The sequence below is a fragment of the Myxacorys almedinensis A genome (assembly GCF_010091945.1).
Lineage (GTDB): Bacteria > Cyanobacteriota > Cyanobacteriia > Leptolyngbyales > Leptolyngbyaceae > Myxacorys > Myxacorys almedinensis.
On sequence record NZ_WVIE01000007.1, the window covers coordinates 59,706 to 81,443 of the forward strand.

The window sequence follows — 21,738 nt, forward strand, 5'->3', positions numbered from 1 at the left end:
TAGGTGTAAATCGAACGTTGCTCTCTCGCGTTGCGGCTCAAAGACTTCAGCAACTCCAGTTGCGCAAACGACGGGGAGCCGATCCAAGTCTTGCGCTTGCGGGGCAGGGCTCAGGTAAGGGCGGTGCAGGCAATGTCGAGCGCAGGAACTTTAGGCAATCTCACTGCCTTAGGCTTTCGGCACAATCCGCCCGATGGTTCGATTTTCTGGCGTAAACGTTGCCTTAGCGACCCGTTGAATGTCTCCTGGCGTAATCGCCGCGATCGCATCGAGTTGCTTGAACAAATTTCGCCAATCCCCCGTTTTCACGTCATAGTCAAGCAGCAATTGGGCCATGCCCTCATTGGAATTGAGCGATCGCAACAATCCTGCCCGCGCCTGGGTTTTGATGCGGTCAAGGTCTTTCGCTGAAACTGGCTCTGTTTTCAGCCGCTCGATTTCTGTTCTCAATGCCTGCGCCAAATCGTCTAGCGATCGTCCTGGAGAGGTTAGCGCATAAAACAGCATCAGATTTGGAAACTTGTTGCCTGGAAATCCGTTAATTCCCTGAGCAGCGAGGGCAAGTTTTTTCTCTTCTACCAGCGATCGATACAGCCGAGACGTTCGTCCGTCGCTGAGGATACTTGCGATCGCTTCATACACCACATTGTCCGGATGGCTCAGCGCTGGGCGATGATACCCTTCGAGATACCATGGCTGCGAGTCCAGCGTCAGATTCACCTCTTTTGTTTTCGTTTGCGCGGGTTCAACCACCGTCACCTCAGGCGGTGCAGGTTTTTCCTTAAACCGTCCAAAATAGATCTGGGCAAGGCGCTCTGCTTCTTTCGGGTCAACGTCGCCCACGATCGCCATGGTTAGCTGACTTGGCGCATAGTAGGTCTCAAAGAATTTCTGCACATCCTGGCGAGTCAGCCCGCGAATGTCTTCTGTAGAGCCAATCACCGGACGCCGATAAGGATGAACCTCAAACGCCTCTCCCACAAACGCTTCAATCATCTTCCCGATCGGAGAATTTTCGGTTCTGAGGCGGCGTTCTTCTAAAATCACCGCTTTCTCTTTATAAAACTCCCGAAACACCGGATCTAAAAATCGCTCTGACTCTAGCGACATCCACAGTTCTAGCTTGTTAGACGGAAAGCTATAAAAATAACGGGTGGCATCGGTTGATGTGTTGGCATTGAGTCCAACGCCGCCTGCTTGCTCAACAATTCGACCCAACTCGTTTTGCTTGCCTAGCTTCAGTGCCTCTGCTTCAACCCGATCAAACTCTGCCTGAAGTTTACTGACCTCTGCGGGGTTGCGGCTCGATTTGATTTGCTCAGACAGCCGATCTAATTGATTGAGCAAGGGTTTCTCAGCTTCATAATTTTCGGTTCCGATGCGCGTTGTTCCTTTGAAGGCAAGATGTTCGAGATAATGTGCCACGCCGGTTTGCCCCTCTGGCTCATCTGCGCCACCGACATCTGCATAGGTTAAAAATGAGACTACTGGGGCTTTGTGCCGTTCTAAGACGATAAACTTCATGCCGTTGCTGAGCTTAAACTCTGTCACCTCTTGGATAACACGATCGAGGTACGGCTGAATTGATGTCCCAGGTGTTGAGGGTTGCCGTTGAGCTAATGCAGGGGCAGATATACCACTCCAACTCAGAACTAAAATGAGGGCGCTTGCAACTGCCCGATAAATTGCACGATAGAGATATGACTTGCGCGGCGTAGCTCCGAACGATCGCACATATCGAGACACCTTTCTAGAAAACTCATCCATAGCCGCAACCTAAAATTGGCACGTTTTCTAGAATAGAGACTTTTGAACAGATCGTGTTGTTTCCACCGCAAACTAGTCGATACAGTGTAACGTTATATTAACGACAAATTAGGGATATTTAGGGTTTTCGTAAAGTGTAGTGTCGGTAAAACGTATAGGTGTCAAACAGTGCGCCGACTAAGGCACACGTTCCACCAATTACTACGATTCCTTCCCAAGCATTGCCGTTTCCAAACGTAGCGAGAAACGAGAGCACCAAGGTTGAAAGAGTTTGGCTGGTGCCGCTCCACAATGGGCAAACGCCCAACCCAAGCAGCAAGGCAAGTGCGCCACCGACTAATAACACAGGAGCTAAAAAGCTAACAATAAGGGTTAAGAGCAGCGATCGCACGTAGCTAGAGGTAAGGCTGTATAGCATAAGCAGTCCTAGCTGAAACAATAACGTTGATCTGAATTAGTTGACCTATGTTGACCTGAATCAGTTGACCTAAAAATCGGTCGGTTGACCTAAATTTGTCTTTTTACAAGATACGAGCTATTTCTAAAGCCGATCCGCAAATGTGAGAAATCTTAAATGTTTATAAAACTTTGATATAAGCTGCCTAATAGCATCAACAATAAAGCACAGACTGTAGCCAGTATGACGTTCTTCCTGACGCCCTGAGAAGAGAAATTTACAAAAGAAAAAGATTGCGTCTAGAAAAAACCTTATATCTAGAGCTTGTGTCTGGAGAATGATGCTGCGCCAAGAGAAGACTTTCTAGAATCGCTCCAGTCCGTTATAAAAAGGCAAAGTTCCTCCTATGCAAATTCTCAAGCATCCAGAATCAACCCAACGCCCTGACGATCCTCGGAACAACGAAGTTGTATTTCCTGCGTATGATGTTGCCAACGGCAATCTCGCGACACCCATAAATTCCTCGCCCCTGGTGAAAGCTTATATCAATGCACTGCCTGCCTACCGTGCCGGATTATCTGCTAGCCGTCGAGGGCTTGAAGTTGGCATGGCGCATGGTTATTGGCTAATCGGGCCGTTTGCAAAGTTAGGACCGTTGCGGGATACCAGTTACGCTAACCTCGCAGGCTTGCTTTCCACGATTGGTCTAATCATCATTTCGACTATCACGATTTCTGCCTACGCCTACAGCAATCCACCGCAACCCACTGCGACCATTACAACTCCCAATCCTCCTGCTGCGTTTAGGGATGGTGATGGTTGGAATGACTACGGCTCAGGATTTCTCATTGGTGGCATTGGTGGTGCGACCATTGCTTACTTTGTGCTAAACAACATCGCCCTATTGAAGAGCCTCTTCTCAGGTCTGTAGAACGCCTTTTCTTGAGCGCTTCAACTCACTGCGCGTTGGGCAGTTGCCCTCCTCCTAGCCTTTTCTTAGGAGGAGGCATACCAGACCCTAGGTTTTAGATCATCTTCATGTGCGTGCAGAGTTGGAGTAAAGGCAACTTTGGGGATTTCTAAATGGATGCACTAAGCGATCGTATTGAGATTGACGGTTTGGTTCTATTACTTCAACTAAGCTGAGTAGCACCCATTGGTTAGCGTACACGTTCAGCTAACACATGAGTTTGCTAACACATAGCAGGAACCGTTTCAAACAGGGCTTTTTCGATTTGGCTGAGCGCCTTCTCAAAGTCATCGTTGACGATCTGAACATCAAATTCTTTTGCTGCACCCACTTCTGCTTGTGCCCGACGGAGACGACGCGCGATCGCATCTTCAGAGTCTTGCCCTCGTCCCCGAATCCGGCTTTCTAGCTCATCCATGGAGGGCGGCGAGATAAAGATTTTGAGTGCTCCCGGAAATGACTTACGAATCTGCCGCGCCCCTTCTAGCTCAATCTCCAAAATCACCCACCGTCCGGCTTGGATCATGGTTTCGACAGGTTTTCGAGGCGTTCCATAAAAGTTGTCGGCAAACTCTGCCCATTCTAAAAGCTCACCTTGCGCCACCTTCCGCTCAAATTCTGGGCGACTAACAAAGAAATAATTTTTACCATTTACCTCGCCAAGACGGGGTTTGCGAGTGGTCATCGAAGTCGAAAGAGAAAGCTCTGGGTGGCGTTGAAGCAGAGAACTTAGCAAGGTTCCCTTCCCCACTCCACTGGGACCTGTCAAAACAATCAGTCTGCCCTTGCTCATGTGTCTATTCGATAGGTTGGCGCTAGTGTTCCCGATGCTAATTATGTGAGTATAGCCTGTAGAAGGAGGAATAAAGGGCGAAGAATGAGGGGGAGAGATGAAGAATTTGCATTACTCGTCTCCACTTCCATCTTTAGTAAAAAGGAAGCGATGGGCAACCGTCTCTGGTTGGATAGCCGATAATACGATGTGACCAGAATCCATAATAATCACAGCGCGGGTGCGGCGTCCGTAGGTAGCATCAATGAGCTTTTCCCCTGTTCGCGCCTCGGTGATGATACGCTTGATCGGGGCTGATTCGGGACTGACGATCGCAATGACTCGGCTTGCAGAGACAATATTTCCGAACCCAATGTTGATTAGCTTGATGTCGGTCATACGTTCCCTGCTTGAGCCAGCAGGATTGACAGAGGCGTTTGGTTTTATCCTATCCAAAAAATTAGGCTAGACACCGACCATCAGAAATTTAAGAACAGGGAGCAATCGCTTTGCAGCCAGTTGATTTCACCACTTTGAGCGCGCTCCGTTGGGAACTTCAAGCGGAGTGGCTGCCATCGCGCCTAGAGCAGGTGTATCAACGCGATCGCTTCACCCTTTGCTTGGCGCTCCGCACGATTCAAAAGCGAGGCTGGCTAACGATTTCATGGCATCCTCAAGCCGCGCGGCTGCATATCGGTGATCCGCCACCGCGCGATCCGGATACGTTCACGTTTAGCCAGCAGGTGAGACATCAGGTTGGCAATTTAGCACTGGTCGCGATCGCGCCTGTTGCCCCGTGGGAACGGGCATTAGATTTGCAATTTGCCCGTCGTCCGGGGGATGCAGTGCTATGGCATCTCTATGTCGAAGTGATGGGTAAATATAGCAACGCGATTTTGGTGAACAAAGATCATCAGATTGTGACGGCGGCTCACCAAGTCAGTGCTCATCAGTCCAGCGTTCGCCCCATTCAAACCGGGCAGATCTACACGCTGCCGCCTTCATTAACCGAGCCAGCACCAACGCTAGACGAATCTCAAGCACGCTGGCGAGAAAGAATTAGCCTGGTGCCTGGCGAAATTCGCCGCAATTTAATTAAAAACTACCGAGGCTTGAGTTCGGCGCTGGTGCTGTCGATGGTGCAAGCGGCAGGGCTTGAACCGACCCGATCGACCGATGATCTCTTAGATGCCGACTGGCAACGGCTATTCGAGGGTTGGCAAACGTGGTTAAAAACCCTTGAGCGCGGTCAGTTTCAGCCGGGATGGACGGATTTTGGGTACACCGTTGTAGGGTGGAGCCTCACAAAACCTGCAAACAGCGTGCAGGACATGGTTCACGCCTACTACCGAGACCGGCTTAACGAGCAAGAGTTTACGCAGTTGCGCCACCAGATTGCTCAGAAACTCAAAACGATCTTAGCCAAGCTTTACCAGAAAGCAGACACCTTTCGATCTCGGTTGGATCACTCTGATCAAGCCGATCGCTCTAAAGATCAAGCTGATCTGTTGATGGCGAATCTGCATGCATGGGAACCGGGAATGAACGCGATCGCGCTTGCCGATTTTGAAACAGGCGCACCCGTCACTATTCCTCTCAATCCTGAAAAAAACGCCGTTCTTAACGCTCAATCTCTGTATAAAAAGCACCAAAAGCTCAGGCGCACCCGCGCTGCGATCGAGCCGTTGCTCTCGGACGTGCAAAGCGAAATCGATTACCTCGAACAGGTAGAAGCTGCGCTCTCCCAATTTGACGACTACCAAGCCCCTGAAGATTTGGATGCCCTCGAAGAAATCCGTGAAGAACTGATTCAACAAAAATATCTCGAAGATTCGGAGTATCAAAAGCCCTTGCGGAAAGATGACGAGGCGAGCCAGCCCCGCAAATTTACCTCACCGAGCGGGTTTGAACTCCTCATCGGACGCAACAATCGCCAAAACGATCGCCTCACCTTTCGCACTGCCAACGACTATGATCTGTGGTTTCACACGCAAGAAATTCCAGGGAGCCATGTGTTGCTGAGACTAGAACCGGGCGCGATCGCAGACAAAAAAGATCTCCAGTTTGCTGCCAATGCGGCTGCCTATCACAGTCGCGCTCGCCAAAGTGAGCAAGTTCCTGTCACCTACACCCAACCCAAGCATGTGTACAAACCTAAAGGTGCGAAGCCAGGAACGGTAATTTACAAACAAGAACGAATTATTTGGGGAAACCCCGGAGACTTTTCTAGCTGTTCTGATGCGGATCTAAACAGTGCTGTGAACAGAGAAATTAGTCAGAAAGATTAGTCAGGCTTTTTGGAACTTGGTTTTTCTATCAGAAAGATATATGTCAGAGAAAGTAAACTTTCGTGACAAATGATTTGTGCGCGCTGTTACAATATGTAGTCAAAAGGGATTAATTATTAAGCGGAACCTCTGCGAGTGTGGGAACAAGCAGCCCGGTTTCCTCCAAATGTAGAACCAATGTAAAACGACAATAGGTTGATTCTAAAGCCGCCTCGATTCCAGGTGGCTTTTTTATTTTTATCAATAAATTTAGGGAAAGTCTGTATTCAATCGCACAATGTTTCCCGTCCGACAGCCGTAAATCGACTCAGACGCTTAAGCCGTTCGCGCGGCGGCTAGCGTTGCAGGTTCTCAGGCAAGGTAGCTAAATTCAGTAGAATAGAACTCATTCTCATTATAGAATTGGAACCATTCTCATTTTTTGGTTCGCCTTATGAAACGAAGTATGAGCCGCAATTGGCTCCGTCAAGCTCGGAAGGATCGGTTGTATCAGCTTGTTGCCGCCATTTTGGTGACCGGAACCGTTGCAGGCTGCAATTCGCCCACGACGCCTCCTCAAGCGACCGGAACCGCCCAACCTCAAGCGGCAAGCCCGGCTCAGCAAAACAATAAGCTGCGGGTGACCGCGACATTTTTGCCCGTCTATCTCTTTACAAAAGCCGTGGCGGGGGATGCGGCACAGGTGGATATTTTGGTGAAACCGGGCACAGAAGTTCACGAATATCAGTCTACTCCTGACGATGTGAAAGCCTTGGCGCAAACCGATTTGGTCGTACAAAACGGATTGGGGATCGAAGAGTTTTTAGACGGTACGATCAAAAGCGCCCAGAATCCCAACTTGAAGGTGATCGATGCCAGCCAAGGCATTAAACCAATCGGGGAGACGTCTCAAGTCGTCCAGGCTAGAAAAGAGGGTGATCATGACCACAGCCACAGTCATGACGCTGGAAATCCTCATGTCTGGCTTGATCCAGTGCTAGCGAAACAGCAAGTTGAGAATATTCGAGATGGCTTAGTTGCGGCTGACCCCGTTAATAAAGCAACCTACGAAGCCAATGCTGCTGCCTATATTCAACAGCTTGATGCGTTGAATCAGACCTATGAAAAAACGTTGAACAACTACCGCGATCGCACGTTCATTACGTTTCATGATGCTTTTCCCTACCTTGCCCAACGCTACAATCTCAACCAAGTTGCGGTGGTCGAGCTTCCTGAAGATCAGCTTGCTCCAGAAGATGTGACCAACACGGTCAATGCGGTAAAGCAATTTGACGCGAAAGCCTTGCTCAGCGAACCGGGGGTTGATAACAAGCTTTTAGACAGCCTCTCGAAAGATTTAAACCTAACCCTACGTCCTCTCGATTCTCTCGAAACCGGAGAGACCGATCCGCAGTACTATTTCACAGCGATGAATGCTAACCTCAAAAACCTAGAAGCTGCCTTCAAGTGATTTCTAGCGCGTTGAATTAGTCTGTTGAATTAGCCTGTTGAATTAGCCTGTTGAATTAGCCTGGTGATTAGCCCATTGATGACCCCGATTCTGCCGTCTAAATTTGATACCTCCTTTCCTGTGATTCAAGTCAGTGGGCTGACCGTTTATCGAGGGCAATATGCCGCCGTCGAAAACGTCTCCTTTGACCTCCTGCCCGGAACCTCAAGTGCGATCGTAGGACCCAACGGCTCTGGCAAAAGCACTTTGGTTCAAGCCATTTTAGATCTGATTCCTCATACCTCTGGCTCGGTGCAAATTTTTGGGCGACCGATCCAGAAGTTGGGAAAGCTGCGCCATGAAATTGGCTATATGCCGCAAAATTTTATCTTCGATCGCAGCTTTCCGATTTCTGTAGCCGAGCTAGTGCGGTTGGGGTGGGTCAAAACCGATCGCGCAATGAGCCAGAATGCCGCACTATCGCAAGCGCTTCAGCGAGTGAATGCAACCCATTTGCGCCATCAAGCGATCGGAACGCTGAGCGGCGGCGAACTCAAGCGCGTATTGCTTGCCTACTGTCTCGTTGTGCCTCGAAAGCTGCTGATTTTAGATGAGGCGTTTGCGGAAGTTGATGTGCAAGGAGAAGCCGATTTTTACTCGTTGCTAGACGAACTGCGCCGCGAGGAAAGTTGGACATTGCTTCAGGTATCCCACGATCTAGACATGGTGGGTCGCCACTGCGATCAAGTATTGTGTTTGAATCGATCGCTGATTTGTTCGGGTCAGCCTGAAACGGCATTGTCTCCCCAAAACCTTTTGCAAACCTACGGTTCTACCTTTAGCCGATATCACCATCAGCACTAAACCTGCTCTGCAAGATGCAAGATTTTCTGACCCTTTTGGGCTATCCGTTTATGCAGCGTGCGATCGCGGCGGGCGTTCTCATGGGGGTACTCTGCGGCTTTTTAGGCAGTTTTGTGGCGCTGCGGCAGCTATCATTCTTTAGTCATGCTGTTGGACATGCCGCCCTTGTTGGCATTGCCATGGGCGTTTTGCTGCAAGTAGACCCCACTTGGACGTTGCTGCCCTTTACGCTGATCTTTGGGATTGCCGTTCTTTATCTCATCGATCAGACCGACCTATGGAGCGACAGTATTTTGAATATTGTGCTGTCGGGCGCATTGGCGATCGGGGTGATTCTCACAAGTTTTATCCGGGGCTATCGAGGTAACTTGATGGGCGTCTTATTTGGAGACATTCTCGCAGTCAACCTCACGGATATCGGGCTAACGCTCCTCCTGCTGATTGCCAGTGTCTCAATTCTTTTAGCCACCTTGCGCCAGCAGATTCTTCTGACGCTAAATCAATCAGTGGCTAAGGTGCAGGGCGTTGCGGTGCAGTTTCACCGCTATTTATTTGTAGTGTTGCTTTCGCTCACCGTTGCCGTGGCTATCAAAGCGGTCGGCATCTTGCTGGTAAACGCCTTTTTAGTGATTCCAGCCTCAACGGCAAAGCTACTAAGCCATCAATTTAAGCCGTATCTGATCGGATCAGTTGCGATCGGGGCGATCAGCAGTCTAGTCGGCATGATTGTTTCTGGAACGCTCAATTTTCCATCAGGTCCGAGCATTGTTCTCGTTCAATTCTGTCTTTTTCTGATCGTCTTTGGGCTGATAAAACTAACGGCAGCTTGGGTAAAAGTTTGATTTTTATGACTTACAGCGATAGTAGTAGTGGGGGGAGGGGGAGATCACCAAAATATCCAAGTAGAATCTTTTTGACTAGTGAAAGCATTTCTGAACTTGTGAAACTAAAGTACGCTCTTGTCCATGAATGGCTGACTCCGAACGCTACCGGAGGGTCGGAACTCGTTGTCCAGGAAATTCTCAAGCATATCGATGCAGACCTTTACGCGCTGATCGATTTTGAGTCTACCAATCCCAAAAGCTATCTCTATGGGCGCACGATCGGCACAACGTTCTTGCAGCATTTTCCTCTCGCCCGCAACGGAGTGCAGAAATATTTGCCGCTCATGCCCCTGGCGATCGAGCAACTCGACTTGCGCCAGTACGACATTATTCTCTCGTCCTCTCATGCTGTCGCTAAAGGCGTCTTAACCTCGCCGAATCAAATGCATGTCTGTTATTGTCACGCCCCGATGCGCTATGCCTGGGATATGACGTTTGATTACCTCCGTAGCAGCCGTGTCGGGCAAGGCATTCCAGGGATATTGACGCGATATGTGCTGCATCAGTTGCGTCAGTGGGATGCCCTTTCTGCCCATCGAGTCGATTACTTTATTGCCAATTCTAAAAATACAGCCCGCCGGATTTGGCGATGTTATCGGCGTCGTGCAGCGGTAATTTATCCTCCGGTTGCTGTCGATCGCTTCCCGTTTCAAGCCGAAAAACAAGATTTTTATGTGACCGTCTCTCGCTTGGTGAGCTATAAAAAAATCTCGTTAATTGTGCAAGCCTTTAACCAGTTAGGTCGCCCCCTCGTTGTGATTGGAAGTGGCGCTGAACTTCAGCACATTCAACGCATTGCCAAATCCAATATTCAAGTTTTGGGGTGGCAGCCCGATGAGGTGGTCGATCGCTACTTGTCTCAAGCGAAAGCCTTTGTTTATGCTGCTTACGAGGATTTTGGCATTGCCCCGGTCGAAGCCCAAGCTTGCGGCACGCCTGTGATTGCCTATGGTGCAGGCGGCACCCTTGAAACCGTCAAAGATAGGCGACAATTTGGCGCAACCGCAACCGGAATTTTATTTTCAGAACAAACCGAACAGTCAATTATTAAAGCTGTTGAGAATTTTGAGGAGCATCAAAAGAGGTTTGCTCCGGAAGAGGCGCGATCGCACGCTCAGACTTTCCATCCCACCGGCTTCAAACAGCGCTACCTTGCATTCTTAGACTCTGCCCATAAGGAATTTCAATCCAACCTACCGTAGTTAGAAATACAAAGTTGCTGAGAATTTTTCTAACGATTCTTGAAACTTCTGGTTTTCTTGCTCAAAATTACTCATCAAATTGGGAGCAAATTTCGTCTGTAATCAGTCTATGGCTTTATGATCAAAACTGTGTGTGTGGTGTGGAAGTGTAAGGAGTAAGATGACTGCCGAAAGCCAACTCATTTCTGGCAAGGTAATTCGGGCATTTGTCAGACGCAGTGTGAGACCATTTGTTCTAGAAGCGCTAGATGGTCAACTCATAAAACGGTTGTTTGACATCCTATTTTCGTTGACAGTACTCATTCTGTTTTCCCCGGTTTACTTGCTAATCGCATTGCTGATTGTCCTGAGTTCATCAGGTTCCATTTTTTACGTTCAAGAACGAGTTGGGAAGAACTACAAGCGGTTTAGATGCATCAAATTTAGGACGATGGTTGCCAACGCAGACGAAATGTTGCTAGAGATGTTGCAAACTTCTCCTCATTTGCGTCAAGAATTTGAAACGAACTTCAAACTGAAACATGATCCCCGCATTACCTGGATCGGGCATTTTTTAAGGATCACCAGCCTTGATGAATTTCCCCAGTTTTGGAATGTGCTGATGGGGGATATGAGCGTTGTTGGTCCTCGCCCGTTGGTGGTAGAAGAACTGCCCAAATACAGACCTCACATCGCCGCAATTTTAACGATTCGCCCTGGCATTACTGGGCTGTGGCAAGTCTCTGGGCGCAACGATATTCCTTATCCTCAGCGCGTCAGGATCGATTTGCACTATGCTACCTTCAGAACTTTCTGGCTAGACTTATGGATTATCTTTAAAACGATCGGCGTGGTTGTTTTTCCAAAAAATAATGGAGCGTATTGAAGTCTCCTTTGCGGAATCTGATTGATCGGCTTTTAGTTCAAGCCAAAAAAGTGCATCGCACACCTCAATCAGCAAATTCTAGCGAATCATAATTTAACTCTGGTAGAGGGGCATCTGAATGTATCAATTTCAGATGCCCCTTTTCTTTAAAGGTGATATTAGGTTGCAAATTTTTCAAGTCATCCGGATTAACGCGGAGATAGCCGAAACTATTAGGCGTATACCAGGTCTGCAATATTTCTGTGCTGAGCAAATTGCTTTGACCGCCCACTTGTGGCACTGAGCAAGTTTGTCGGTTCGTAGAGCTAGTGAAAGGCACCGCCATTGTTTCACAAAAGACCTACGTAGTTAACAATAGCTTGATGTTGCTTGGGCATCTGCCCGTGGGATTACTAGGGAGAGAACTTTTGGGCTAGATTAGCGTTACATTAAAGCGAAACTATGGGTTATCGTCGCTTAATTTACAGCGATCGCGCCCTGTCTATGTAGTTGCAGGTGAGGAACATTTAAGTATGACGCAGCGTAAACGCGCACTGTTAACGGGGATCACGGGTCAAGATGGCTCCTATTTGAGTGAGCTACTGCTCGAAAAAGGCTACGAAGTTCATGGCATCATTCGTAGGACTTCCACATTTAACACCGATCGGATCGATCACATCTACGAAGACCCGCATATTGAAGGCGCACAATTGTTTCTTCACTACGGCGACCTGACCGATGGCACGACCCTGCGGCGTATTTTAGAAGAAGTGCAGCCCAGCGAACTTTATAACCTAGGTGCTCAGTCTCACGTTCGCGTTAGTTTCGATGCGCCAGAATATACGGCAGATGCGGTCGGCATGGGCGCTCTTCGGCTGCTCGAAGCCACCCGCGACTACCAGCAGCGTACTGGCAACGAAGTCCGGTATTACCAGGCTGGCTCTTCTGAGATGTATGGAAAAGTGGTGGAAGTTCCCCAAACGGAAGCCACACCGTTTTATCCTCGCAGTCCCTACGCTTGCGCGAAAATGTTCGCTCACTGGCAAACCGTAAATTACCGGGAATCTTATGATATGTTTGCCGCCAACGGCATTCTGTTTAATCATGAATCTCCCCGGCGCGGTGAAACGTTTGTCACCCGCAAAATCACCCGTGCGATCGCGCAGATTGTGGCAGGGCGTCAAAAGAAACTGTACATGGGCAATCTCGATGCCAAACGAGATTGGGGCTATGCCAAAGACTACGTTCGTGCCATGTGGCTGATGTTGCAGCAAGACCGGGCAGATGATTATGTAGTCGCCACAGGCGAAACCCACTCGGTGCAAGAGTTTCTCACCATCGCGTTTGGGCGGGTCAACCTTGACTGGCAAGCCTACGTTGAGTTTGATGAGCGCTATTTACGACCGACAGAAGTAGATCTGCTGATTGGCAATCCGGCGAAAGCCAAGCAAAAACTGGGCTGGGAGCCATCAGTTACGTTTGAAGAGTTGGTGCATCTGATGGTGGATGCCGATCTCAGAGCCTTGGGGCTAAAAACCTCAGCCAATAGCAACGGCGAGCATAGCACCGACTATGCCACCGTGCGTCAGAGTCTTGCGGGCATCTCTTTCTAAGGATGGTGGAGTGATCTAATTCCCATTCTCTCGTGCCCTAGCTCTCTTCCCTAGGGAGCAGAAACCAACATTTTTGCTCCCTTTCGTGGGGGAGAGGGGTTGAGGATGAGGGCAACGATCGCGGTGAGATTTAATCCCCATTCTTAACTTTGGTTCGTTTCATGCAGTGAGCACCGTCAAACCATGACCTCCACACCGTTAGATTTCAGCAACAAACGTATTCTTGTGACTGGTGGAGCAGGATTCTTGGGTCGCCAAGTTGTGAGCCAGCTTTGCCAAGCAGGGGCCGACCCTGAGAAGATCACGGTTCCGCGATCGCACGATCTCGACCTTACTCAGCTAGAAAACTGCCAGCGTGCCGTAGCCCATCAGGATATGGTCATTCACCTAGCGGCCCATGTAGGAGGCATCGGTTTGAACCGGGAAAAGCCCGCCGAATTGTTTTACGACAATTTAATGATGGGAACCCAACTGATTCATTCGGCAATGCAGGCAGGAATTCAAAAGTTTGTCTGTGTGGGCACCATTTGTGCTTACCCCAAGTTTACCCCGGTTCCGTTTAAGGAAGACGACCTGTGGAATGGCTACCCAGAGGAGACCAATGCACCCTATGGCATTGCCAAAAAAGCGCTGCTTGTTCAGCTTCAGGCCTATCGTCAGCAATATGGGTTTGATGGCATTTACCTGCTGCCCGTGAACCTGTATGGACCAGAAGACAACTTCGATCCGCGTAGTTCTCATGTGATTCCGGCACTGATCCGCAAAGTTTATGAAGCTCAGCAACGGGGAGACACTCAACTTTTGGTGTGGGGAGATGGCAGCCCAACTCGTGAATTTCTCTATTCGCAAGATGCGGCGCGGGGAATTGTGATGGCGGCTCAGCGCTATAGCGATGCGGAACCTGTCAACTTGGGAACGGGGTATGAAATCTCGATTCGTGATTTGATCACCCTGATTTGCAAGGTGATGGAATTTGAGGGCGAGATTGTTTGGCAAACCGACCAACCCAACGGGCAACCACGGCGCTGTCTAGATACGCATCGGGCAAAAGAGGCGTTTGGATTTATGGCTCAAGTTGGGTTTGAAGAAGGGCTAAACCGTACGATCGCATGGTATCGCCAAAATGCTCAATAGTCTTTCCTAGGCATAACGCGACTCAGGGCAGAACCAGCCATGGGGCTGCAACTTCGCCCGACTGGGTGACCCCCTTGGATGAAGCGCCGGTGAGGCTATAGACATTATCCTATAGGGCGAATAGAGCACAGATTTCCCGGTAGGCAATGGATGGGGGCATCTATTGTCTTTCCGGGGATTTTCTTTGATCTTGATTTTGCGCGCAGATTGGCTTAGACGAAGGCTGCGATCAGCATTTCTGCAAGATCAAAGTTGGCGGTGGCAGTTTGCACGTCGTCGAGATCATCTAGAGCGTCCATGAGTTTGAGCAGCGATCGCGCCTGCTCAGCATCAGTAATTTCAACCGTGGTTTGAGGCTGCCATCGCAATTCTACTTGAGTGACAGTGTAGCCTCTGTCTTGAAGGGTTTGGCTCAAGGCTTCCAGGGTTTCAACGCCCGTAAACACTTCTACAATGTACCCGTCTTCGGTGGTGCTGACTTCATAGGTGTCGGCTCCCCCTTCGAGGCAGGCTTCGAGCAGGGCTTCTTCATCGATCGCTGCGGTTGGGGTGGGTCGCTGGCGTCCGCGGCGGCTATCTTGGGAGAAAAACGAGAGTTCTGCTACGCCTTTTTGTTCAAACATCCAACTTACGCACCCTGTTTCCCCCAGGTTTCCGCCATTTTTGCTGAAGGCTTCTCGTAGGATGGCTGCCGTTCGGTTGCGGTTGTCGGTAAGCGCTTCGACTAAAACCGCCACCCCGCCCGCTCCGTAGCCTTCGTAGCGAATGGATTCGAGACCGTCGTTCGATCCAAAACTGCCTGCGCCCTTGGCGATCGCGCGGTCGATATTGTCGTTGGGGATGCCGACGGCTTTTGCCTTAGCGATCGCAGTTCTCAACTGAAAATTGGCGGTCGGATCAGGAACACCACAGCGAGCCGCAACGATGATCTCCCGCGAAATTTTGGTAAATACTTTTCCCTTAACTGCATCAACTCTGGCTTTCTGACGCTTAATATTTGCCCACTTGCTGTGTCCTGCCATACCTGACGCCGAGCGAAATGATCACGATGTTCGATATATAGGATATCCAAAATTGGCAGCGTTGGAGCGATTAACTTTTCCCGCCGGTAAACGTGACGCCCTGAATAAAGTAGCGGTTAAAAAAGGCGTAAATTGCCAGCGCTGGCAGAGTAAACACCATGGATGCTGCCATGATGTAGTTCCAGTAGGTAATATACTGACCTTTAAAAGCATTTAAGCCAATTGGCAGGGTAAACATATCTGGATCAGACATCACGACCAGAGGCAGTAAAAACTCGTTCCAAGATCCCATAAAAATAAAAATAGTTTGCGCGGCTAGGGCAGGTTTTGCCAGGGGAAGCACCACTTGAAAAAAGGTTTCAAACCGATTTAAACCATCCAACGCCGCCGCTTCTTCTAGCTCTTTTGGAAAGTTAAGAAAAAACTGCCGCATCATAAAAATAAAGGTTGCATTCACAACCGTTGGTACAATCAGTCCTTGATAAGAATTGAGCCATCCTAAAGATTTGAGGATTAAAAACTTAGGCAATAATGTGATTTGAGCCGGAACAACAAGAACCGCCAAAATTAGAAAAAACAAAAATTGGTTTCCAGGAAACCTGACTCTAGCCAGGGCGTAGCCTGCCATCGAGTTGAACAGCAGGTTGAAAAACGTGACGATTAGCGCTACGATCGCACTGTTGAATAACCAACGCCCAAATCGCGGCTCTTGCAAGAAAATTTGTTTGTAATTATCAAACGTAAATGAGTTGGGAATAAAATTAGAGCCGCCAGAGGAGATTTCTGCAAGGGATTTAAACGATGCAGATAGTGCCCAAATAAATGGAATAAACGTGATAATGCCGTAGAGAATTAGTCCAATATAGAGAACTTTAATCGATCCGTGAAATGGTTTTTTCATAATGTTAAGCCCAATATCAGTTAAATGTTGACCCAGATGTTAATTCAAACACTAATCCAAGCGTTCTTCTCCAAAGAACTGGCGCTGGATAATAGTGACTGTCATAATCACAAGAGCAAGCACCAGAGTTAATGCTAAGGCGTATCCCATATCCAGATTTTTGAAAGCATATTGATAAATGAGAAGCACAATCGTAAGAGTTGCATTGTTTGGGCCACCCGAACCATTGGAAAAAATATAAGATTGATCAAACAATTGAAACGTTCCGATGATGCCCATAACTACGATAAAAAACGTTACTGGGCGAAGAAATGGCAATGTGATACACCAAAATTTTCCCCATCCGGTTGCACCGTCAATCGAAGCTGCTTCATACAAGCTTTCTGGCACATCTTGCAATGCTGCCAAATAAATCACCATGAATAGCGGTGCAGTCGCCCAAATGTTCATAATCATGATGCCCCTAAGAGCAACTTCTGGATCACCTAGCCAATTGTAAGTTGGTAAGCTAAAGAAGCTAAGAACGTTATTCAGTAGCCCATTGGAGTTATAAATCCACATAAAAATTAGCGTTAACACAGCAGACGATGTGACAGTGGGTAAAAAGAAAGCAACCCGAAACAGGCTTCTGCCTTTGATTTTGGCATTTAGGGCAAGGGCTAATCCTAAGGCTAAAAGGGTCTGAATCGGAACGACGATCGCGACATATTGCATCGTGTTTTTTAGCGCGATCGCAACTCGCTCATCGCCTTGAATTCTCATGAAATTTTTTAGCCCTGTGAAACGGTAGCTGACCTCACCTAGCAGATTCACACTGTGGAAGGCAAGCACGATCGCATACAGCACTGGCAACACCAGAAAGATACCCAAAACAATCAGCGTCGGGGTCATGAACAGGTATCCAGAAAGCGCTTCTTGAATGTTGCGTCGTTTGAGGAACTCACTTTTTAGCGTCATTTGTTTTGGTTGGCACTATTGAGTTGACACGATTAATTTGACCAATAAATTTCTCGATTCGCGGTGTCTTGAGCCTTTTTCATAGCATCCTTCAAAGGCTGTTGCCCCAACAGGGCGCTGATAAACTGATTGTCAAAGCTGGTCATCACGGTGGGCAGCGTTTCACCAGATTGCCAGATAGTAGCGTAGGTTGCCCCCGTCGCCAGTGGCGCATAGAGAGGATCGCGATCGTACTTCAGTGCTGCCGCGACTGACTGCCGCGATGGCAACGCTAATCCTTCGGTTGCCCAAGACTTCATCCCGTCTTTGCTAGTCAAAAATTCGATCAGTTTCCACGCTGCATCTTTGTGTTTCGATTGGCGATTCATCACGTAGGCCACGGTAAATGCCATTGTGCCTTTTTTACCGTTGAGAGTGGGAACCTCTGCGATCGCAAATTTTAGATCGGGAAACGTTTCTTTGAGGTAAGGAATCGCCCATGCGCCCTCGATCGCCATGGCAATTTTGCCCTGCCCAAAGGCTTCACTGTTCGAGTTTGCGCCAACATCCGATGGCTGGGCAACGGTGCGATCGCGGCGATATTGATCCACCAAAAGCTGCAAGCCTTTCACGGCGTTGGGGGTGGCAAAACTCGCATAGTTGTTGTGATCCGTCAGCCTGCCGCCAAAGGCTTGGATCATAAATAGCTGACGGGGCAGTTCGGGGGCAATGCCCATGCCATAGCGATCGGGCTTACCGTCTCGATTGGTGTCAACCGTTAACTGCTTGGCATGCTGCGTCAGTTCAGCCCACGTTTTAGGCGGTTGAGCGAGCTTGGCGTTTTGAAACGCAGTGGTGTTGTAGAAAAGCGCCAGCGTCGAAAAATCTTTGGGAACGCCGTAGAGTTTGCCGTTTTGCTGAAAGGCAGTTAAGAGCGAAGGTTCAAAGTCGGCAAGATCGTAGCTGGGCGTGATGTACGCATTGAGGGGTTCTAAAACACCACTCTTCATTAGCATCGGAGCCTCAAATGCCTCTAGGTAAAACACATCCGGAGCCACATCGCCGATCAGCCGAGTTTTGATCACGTCCATATATTGGCTATTGATCACTTCCCGCTTGACTTTGATGTTGGGATGTTTGATCTCAAAGTCATTGATCACGCTTGCTAAAAGTTTTGACTCGTTGGGATTGCTTTGCCATCCGCTCAGTGTAATTTCAATGGGTGCATTTGCATTTCTAGACTTTAACTGACACGAAAAGAGAAGTAAAAACAAACCGAAACAAGTCCACCTTGAAACCCAATTTTTCATACCAAAACGAACCTGCGATCGCCACAAAGGTAAATCCATCTTTCATAATGACTCTTGAGACTGCAACTGTGGTGGAGTGCTGACAAATGGTTATGGTTATTCACAAATGGCTCAGAAGTTTGAGCGCGAAGCGTCGTCGCGTAGCGGCACCCCCACTCAACGGCGCGATCGCCCTTCCCCGCCAAAGGCTCACTGCCCAGATTCTCCCCCTCCTCGCTGCCTTCTGCCTCGGTTTTCTCCTGGTCGGATGCCAGCCCCAGCCCCCTGCCGCTGTCACCCACCTCACCCTCTGGCAGGGGGTAAATCCGCCGCCCAATCGAGATGTGCTGCAAACATTGGTAGACAAATTTAACCAGCAGCATGGAGAAATTTATGTGGAATCGCTGTATGTTGGGCAAGGTGATCAGCAAGTGCCAAAAATTTTGGCGGCTGTGGTGGGAAATGCCGCGCCGAATATGTTGTGGTATGCGCCGATGATTACAGGGCAATTGGTTGAGCTTGGGGCGCTAAAACCCCTTGATGACTGGCTGGCAGCGTCTCCGGTTGCCGCAGAGGTCGATCCGGCGCTCAAAGAATCGACTCAGTACGACGGGCAAACCTGGTCGGTGCCGTTTGGGACAAATAATGTCGGAATTTACTATCGTCCGAGTTTGTTTAAAGCTGCCGGAATTGAGGAACTCCCGAAGACATGGAACGAGTTGCGGCAAGTGGCAAAGCGGCTGACTCGTGACACCAACGGCGATGGGCGACCCGATCAGCACGGAATGTTGTTGCCGCTTGGCAAGGGAGAATGGACAGTGTTTACCTGGCTGCCGTTTTTGTGGAGTGGGGGCGGTGAGTTGGTGGATCAAACCGTCAACTTAGAGAAAAAGGGGACGCTCATCTTTGGCAACCAGATCCGCTCAGGTGCAGTTCTTCCAGCCTCATCGGCGACCAGCGCTGATATTAATCTCGTGAATGCAGGTGCGATCGCAGGGCTGCAATTTTGGCGTGATTTAGTCCAGGATGGCTCTGCAATTCTTTCTCAGCCCGAACGCGGCTACGAGCTAGATGGGTTTCTCTCTGGCAAAGTTGCCATGCAGCTATCCGGACCTTGGACACTCGGACAACTGCAATCGAGCAAGACCGATTTTGGCGTTTTCCCCATTCCCAAAGGGACTCAGCAAGGCACCTCCACTGGCGGCGAAAATTTGTTTCTGTTTCACTCGACGCCCGCGCAAGAACGGGCTGCCTTTACGTTTGCCGAATATGTGATGAGCGAAGCCTTTCAGACCGAATGGGCGATCGGCACAGGTTATCTTCCCACCAATCTAAACTCTCGCGAAAGTCAAGCATATCGGGAGTTTAGAGCAAAACAGCCCGCAGTGGATGTGTTTCTCAGTCAGGTAAAATATGGGCGATCGCGTCCCATTTTTCCGGGCTATAACCGTATTTCTGACCAGTTGGGACGAGCGATCGAAGCAACATTACTCGATCGCTCGTCTCCCGAAGCGGCGCTTTCTGAGTCTCAACATCGGCTCGATCTGATCTTTAAGTGAGTCTTTAAGTGAGCGATTGAAGGGTGCGATTACAAGCGAGACGCCCGAAGCGCGGCTCCGATCAGCCCCACATCAGCGTTGAGCACGACATGAACCGGGACACGCTCCATCAGAGACGCCATCCGACCTTTATGGTTAAACGCATAGATAAAACTCCCGTCTTCGAGCAACGGCAGATTTTTAGCCGCAATGCCTCCTGCAATGTACACGCCGCCGTAGGGCAACAGTTTTAGCGCTAAATTGCCTGCCTCTGCGCCATAGGCTTCGATAAACATCTGCATCGTTTTGATGGACAAGCGATCGCTTTGCGCCAACGCCGCCTGAGAAATGGTCGCCGCCGGATCGGCGCTTTTTTCGCTGCGTCCCGCTTGAGATTCCCATTCTCGAACTACGCTACCCACCTCTGGTGATTCGGGGGCAAAGTCGCGATCGCGCAAAAACTGATAGATCGCCACAATCCCCTGCCCCGACACCACCCGCTCTACGGAAATTCGCTCAATATTGTTTTTATCTAATAAATATCCTGTCAGTTGAAACTCTAATTCTGTCTTAGGAGCAAAATCGGCGTGTCCGCCCTCAGAGCTTAAAACCTGGTAGTTTCCATCTGCATAAACGAGGAAACATTGCCCTAACCCCGTCCCCGCACCAATAACCGCGATCGGCGCGTTTTCCTCTACCTTTCCAACTTGCAGCGTGTGGGTGTGGCTGTCGTTTAGCCCCAAGACGCCATAACCCACTGCCGCGAAGTCGTTGATTAGTGCCACTTTTGAAATAGAAAGCTGTTCCGAGAGCAGCGTGGCGTCCAGCGTCCAGGTGAGATTGGTCAGCTTAGAGGTGTTGTTGACGATCGGACCTGCGATCGCAAAACATGCCTTTTCTGGCGCAAACGGCTCTCCTCGCTCGTGCGCTGCCGCATCTAAAAAAGTTCTCACCATGGGCACTAGCCCTGAAAACTCGTGGCTCGAATAGCGGACTTCATAGAGCGACTCTAGCGCCGCCTCCCGGTCTGCGCCAGGGTTTGCCTTGACCAAGCGCAAAATTGTTTTCGTTCCCCCAATATCACCAGCGAGTAACAGCGTCATGACTTCAACACTCCGAGCAAATACGATACCAATACAACACAAATCAATAAAATACAAATAGAGTCAACGTAAAATTTCAACCCACGCCGTGATGAATTCCTCGATCGCCGATCTCAGACAAGATTACACACTCCAAGCCCTCAATGAAAGCGAGATTGACCCCAATCCATTTCAGCAATTTCAGGCTTGGTTTGAGCAGGCGGTGCATTCTGATCTGCCCGAACCCAACGCCATGACGATCGCGACCGCCACGACAGCAGGCATCCCCCAGGCGCGAATCGTTTTGCTAAAAGGCGTTGACGAGCGCGGCTTTGTGTTTTACACCAATTACAACAGCGACAAAGGCAAACAGCTAATTGAAAATCCTCATGCCGCGATCGCGTTTCTCTGGAAAGAACTTGAACGCCAAGTGCGGATCGTGGGAACCGTTGAAAAGACGACGCCAGCCGAATCGGATGCCTATTTTCAGAGCCGCCCTGTGGCAAGTCAGCTAGGGGCGTGGGCATCGAACCAGAGTGAGGTCATCGGCGATCGCGCTAGCTTAGAGCAGCGTTTAGCGCAGATCAAAGCCAAATATGAGCATCAAGACATTCCCCGTCCGCCTCACTGGGGCGGGTTTCGAGTCAAGCCCACCGAAATTGAATTTTGGCAGGGGCGATCCAGCCGCCTCCACGATCGATTGCGCTATCGCCGCGTCAACGATCATTGGAACATTGAGCGGCTCTCGCCATAACGTCCGATTCATCACTTTTGATTCATCGCCTTTGATTCATCGTAAGGATAAG

The 21,738-nt window shown here is 49.4% G+C and carries 20 protein-coding genes; 11 read left to right on the forward strand and 9 right to left on the reverse strand.

Annotated features, from left to right (window positions below):
• Positions 1–168 precede the first annotated feature (168 nt).
• A complete protein-coding gene (locus GS601_RS07640; RefSeq protein ID WP_162422679.1) occupies positions 169–1,767 on the reverse strand; it encodes a M16 family metallopeptidase in 1,599 nt (532 codons plus the stop codon).
• A gap of 118 nt (positions 1,768–1,885) precedes the next feature.
• On the reverse strand, positions 1,886–2,185 hold the full coding sequence (locus GS601_RS07645) for a hypothetical protein (protein ID WP_162422680.1): 300 nt from the start codon (positions 2,183–2,185) through the stop codon (positions 1,886–1,888).
• Between the two features lie 385 nt (positions 2,186–2,570).
• On the opposite strand from GS601_RS07645, the gene GS601_RS07650 reads away from it, so the two are divergent.
• On the forward strand, positions 2,571–3,095 hold the full coding sequence (locus GS601_RS07650; RefSeq protein ID WP_162422681.1) for a photosystem I reaction center subunit XI: 525 nt from the start codon (positions 2,571–2,573) through the stop codon (positions 3,093–3,095).
• A gap of 262 nt (positions 3,096–3,357) precedes the next feature.
• On the opposite strand, the gene gmk is transcribed toward GS601_RS07650, so the two are convergent.
• Both gmk and remA read right to left on the reverse strand, forming a co-directional pair.
• Positions 3,358–3,927, reverse strand: coding sequence for a guanylate kinase (gene gmk, locus GS601_RS07655; protein ID WP_162422682.1), 570 nt, complete (start codon positions 3,925–3,927; stop codon positions 3,358–3,360).
• A gap of 111 nt (positions 3,928–4,038) precedes the next feature.
• The gene (remA, locus tag GS601_RS07660; protein WP_162422683.1) at positions 4,039–4,305 is read right to left on the reverse strand and encodes an extracellular matrix/biofilm regulator RemA; all 267 of its coding nucleotides are present in this window, start codon (positions 4,303–4,305) and stop codon (positions 4,039–4,041) included.
• Positions 4,306–4,415: 110 nt separating this feature from the next.
• Here remA and GS601_RS07665 point away from each other — a divergent pair, with 110 nt between their 5' ends.
• The 8 genes from GS601_RS07665 (at position 4,416) to GS601_RS07700 (ending at position 14,164) form a co-directional block, all read left to right on the forward strand.
• On the forward strand, positions 4,416–6,194 hold the full coding sequence (locus GS601_RS07665) for an Rqc2 family fibronectin-binding protein (RefSeq protein ID WP_162422684.1): 1,779 nt from the start codon (positions 4,416–4,418) through the stop codon (positions 6,192–6,194).
• A gap of 445 nt (positions 6,195–6,639) precedes the next feature.
• A complete protein-coding gene (locus GS601_RS07670; RefSeq protein WP_162422806.1) occupies positions 6,640–7,644 on the forward strand; it encodes a metal ABC transporter substrate-binding protein in 1,005 nt (334 codons plus the stop codon).
• A gap of 78 nt (positions 7,645–7,722) precedes the next feature.
• Positions 7,723–8,487, forward strand: a complete 765-nt coding sequence (locus tag GS601_RS07675) for a metal ABC transporter ATP-binding protein (RefSeq protein ID WP_162422807.1) — start codon at positions 7,723–7,725, stop codon at positions 8,485–8,487.
• A 14-nt stretch (positions 8,488–8,501) separates the two neighbouring features.
• Positions 8,502–9,329, forward strand: a complete 828-nt coding sequence (locus tag GS601_RS07680; protein ID WP_162422685.1) for a metal ABC transporter permease — start codon at positions 8,502–8,504, stop codon at positions 9,327–9,329.
• A gap of 98 nt (positions 9,330–9,427) precedes the next feature.
• Positions 9,428–10,573 (forward strand): glycosyltransferase, encoded by a 1,146-nt coding sequence (locus GS601_RS07685; RefSeq protein ID WP_338016989.1) that lies wholly within the window; start codon positions 9,428–9,430, stop codon positions 10,571–10,573.
• Positions 10,574–10,733: 160 nt separating this feature from the next.
• The gene (locus tag GS601_RS07690) at positions 10,734–11,438 is read left to right on the forward strand and encodes an undecaprenyl-phosphate galactose phosphotransferase family protein (protein ID WP_162422686.1); all 705 of its coding nucleotides are present in this window, start codon (positions 10,734–10,736) and stop codon (positions 11,436–11,438) included.
• 512 nt (positions 11,439–11,950) lie between these two features.
• Positions 11,951–13,030: a GDP-mannose 4,6-dehydratase gene (gene gmd, locus GS601_RS07695; protein ID WP_162422687.1), complete on the forward strand. Its 1,080-nt coding sequence runs from the start codon at positions 11,951–11,953 to the stop codon at positions 13,028–13,030.
• Between the two features lie 183 nt (positions 13,031–13,213).
• Positions 13,214–14,164 carry a GDP-L-fucose synthase family protein gene (locus GS601_RS07700; RefSeq protein WP_162422688.1) on the forward strand — a complete coding sequence of 317 codons (951 nt, stop codon included), beginning with the start codon at positions 13,214–13,216 and terminating at the stop codon, positions 14,162–14,164.
• Positions 14,165–14,376: 212 nt separating this feature from the next.
• Here the strand turns inward: GS601_RS07700 and GS601_RS07705 are convergent, their stop codons facing one another.
• The 4 genes from GS601_RS07705 to GS601_RS07720 all read right to left on the reverse strand — a co-directional run bounded on the left by GS601_RS07705 (position 14,377) and on the right by GS601_RS07720 (position 18,297).
• Complete coding sequence (locus tag GS601_RS07705) at positions 14,377–15,186, reverse strand: YebC/PmpR family DNA-binding transcriptional regulator (protein WP_162422689.1); 810 nt, start codon at positions 15,184–15,186, stop codon at positions 14,377–14,379.
• Between the two features lie 70 nt (positions 15,187–15,256).
• Entirely contained in the window at positions 15,257–16,087 is an 831-nt protein-coding gene (locus GS601_RS07710; RefSeq protein WP_162422690.1) for a carbohydrate ABC transporter permease, read from the reverse strand.
• A 51-nt stretch (positions 16,088–16,138) separates the two neighbouring features.
• Positions 16,139–17,044 (reverse strand): carbohydrate ABC transporter permease, encoded by a 906-nt coding sequence (locus GS601_RS07715; RefSeq protein WP_162422691.1) that lies wholly within the window; start codon positions 17,042–17,044, stop codon positions 16,139–16,141.
• A 32-nt stretch (positions 17,045–17,076) separates the two neighbouring features.
• Positions 17,077–18,297: an ABC transporter substrate-binding protein gene (locus GS601_RS07720; protein ID WP_238393142.1), complete on the reverse strand. Its 1,221-nt coding sequence runs from the start codon at positions 18,295–18,297 to the stop codon at positions 17,077–17,079.
• A gap of 122 nt (positions 18,298–18,419) precedes the next feature.
• On the opposite strand from GS601_RS07720, the gene GS601_RS07725 reads away from it, so the two are divergent.
• Entirely contained in the window at positions 18,420–19,871 is a 1,452-nt protein-coding gene (locus GS601_RS07725) for an ABC transporter substrate-binding protein (RefSeq protein WP_238393143.1), read from the forward strand.
• Between the two features lie 29 nt (positions 19,872–19,900).
• Here the strand turns inward: GS601_RS07725 and GS601_RS07730 are convergent, their stop codons facing one another.
• Positions 19,901–20,953, reverse strand: a complete 1,053-nt coding sequence (locus GS601_RS07730) for a glucokinase (protein WP_162422692.1) — start codon at positions 20,951–20,953, stop codon at positions 19,901–19,903.
• 91 nt (positions 20,954–21,044) lie between these two features.
• Between GS601_RS07730 and pdxH the strand changes: the two genes are divergently transcribed.
• Positions 21,045–21,686: a pyridoxamine 5'-phosphate oxidase gene (pdxH, locus tag GS601_RS07735; RefSeq protein WP_162422693.1), complete on the forward strand. Its 642-nt coding sequence runs from the start codon at positions 21,045–21,047 to the stop codon at positions 21,684–21,686.
• The last annotated feature ends 52 nt before the right edge of the window (positions 21,687–21,738 follow it).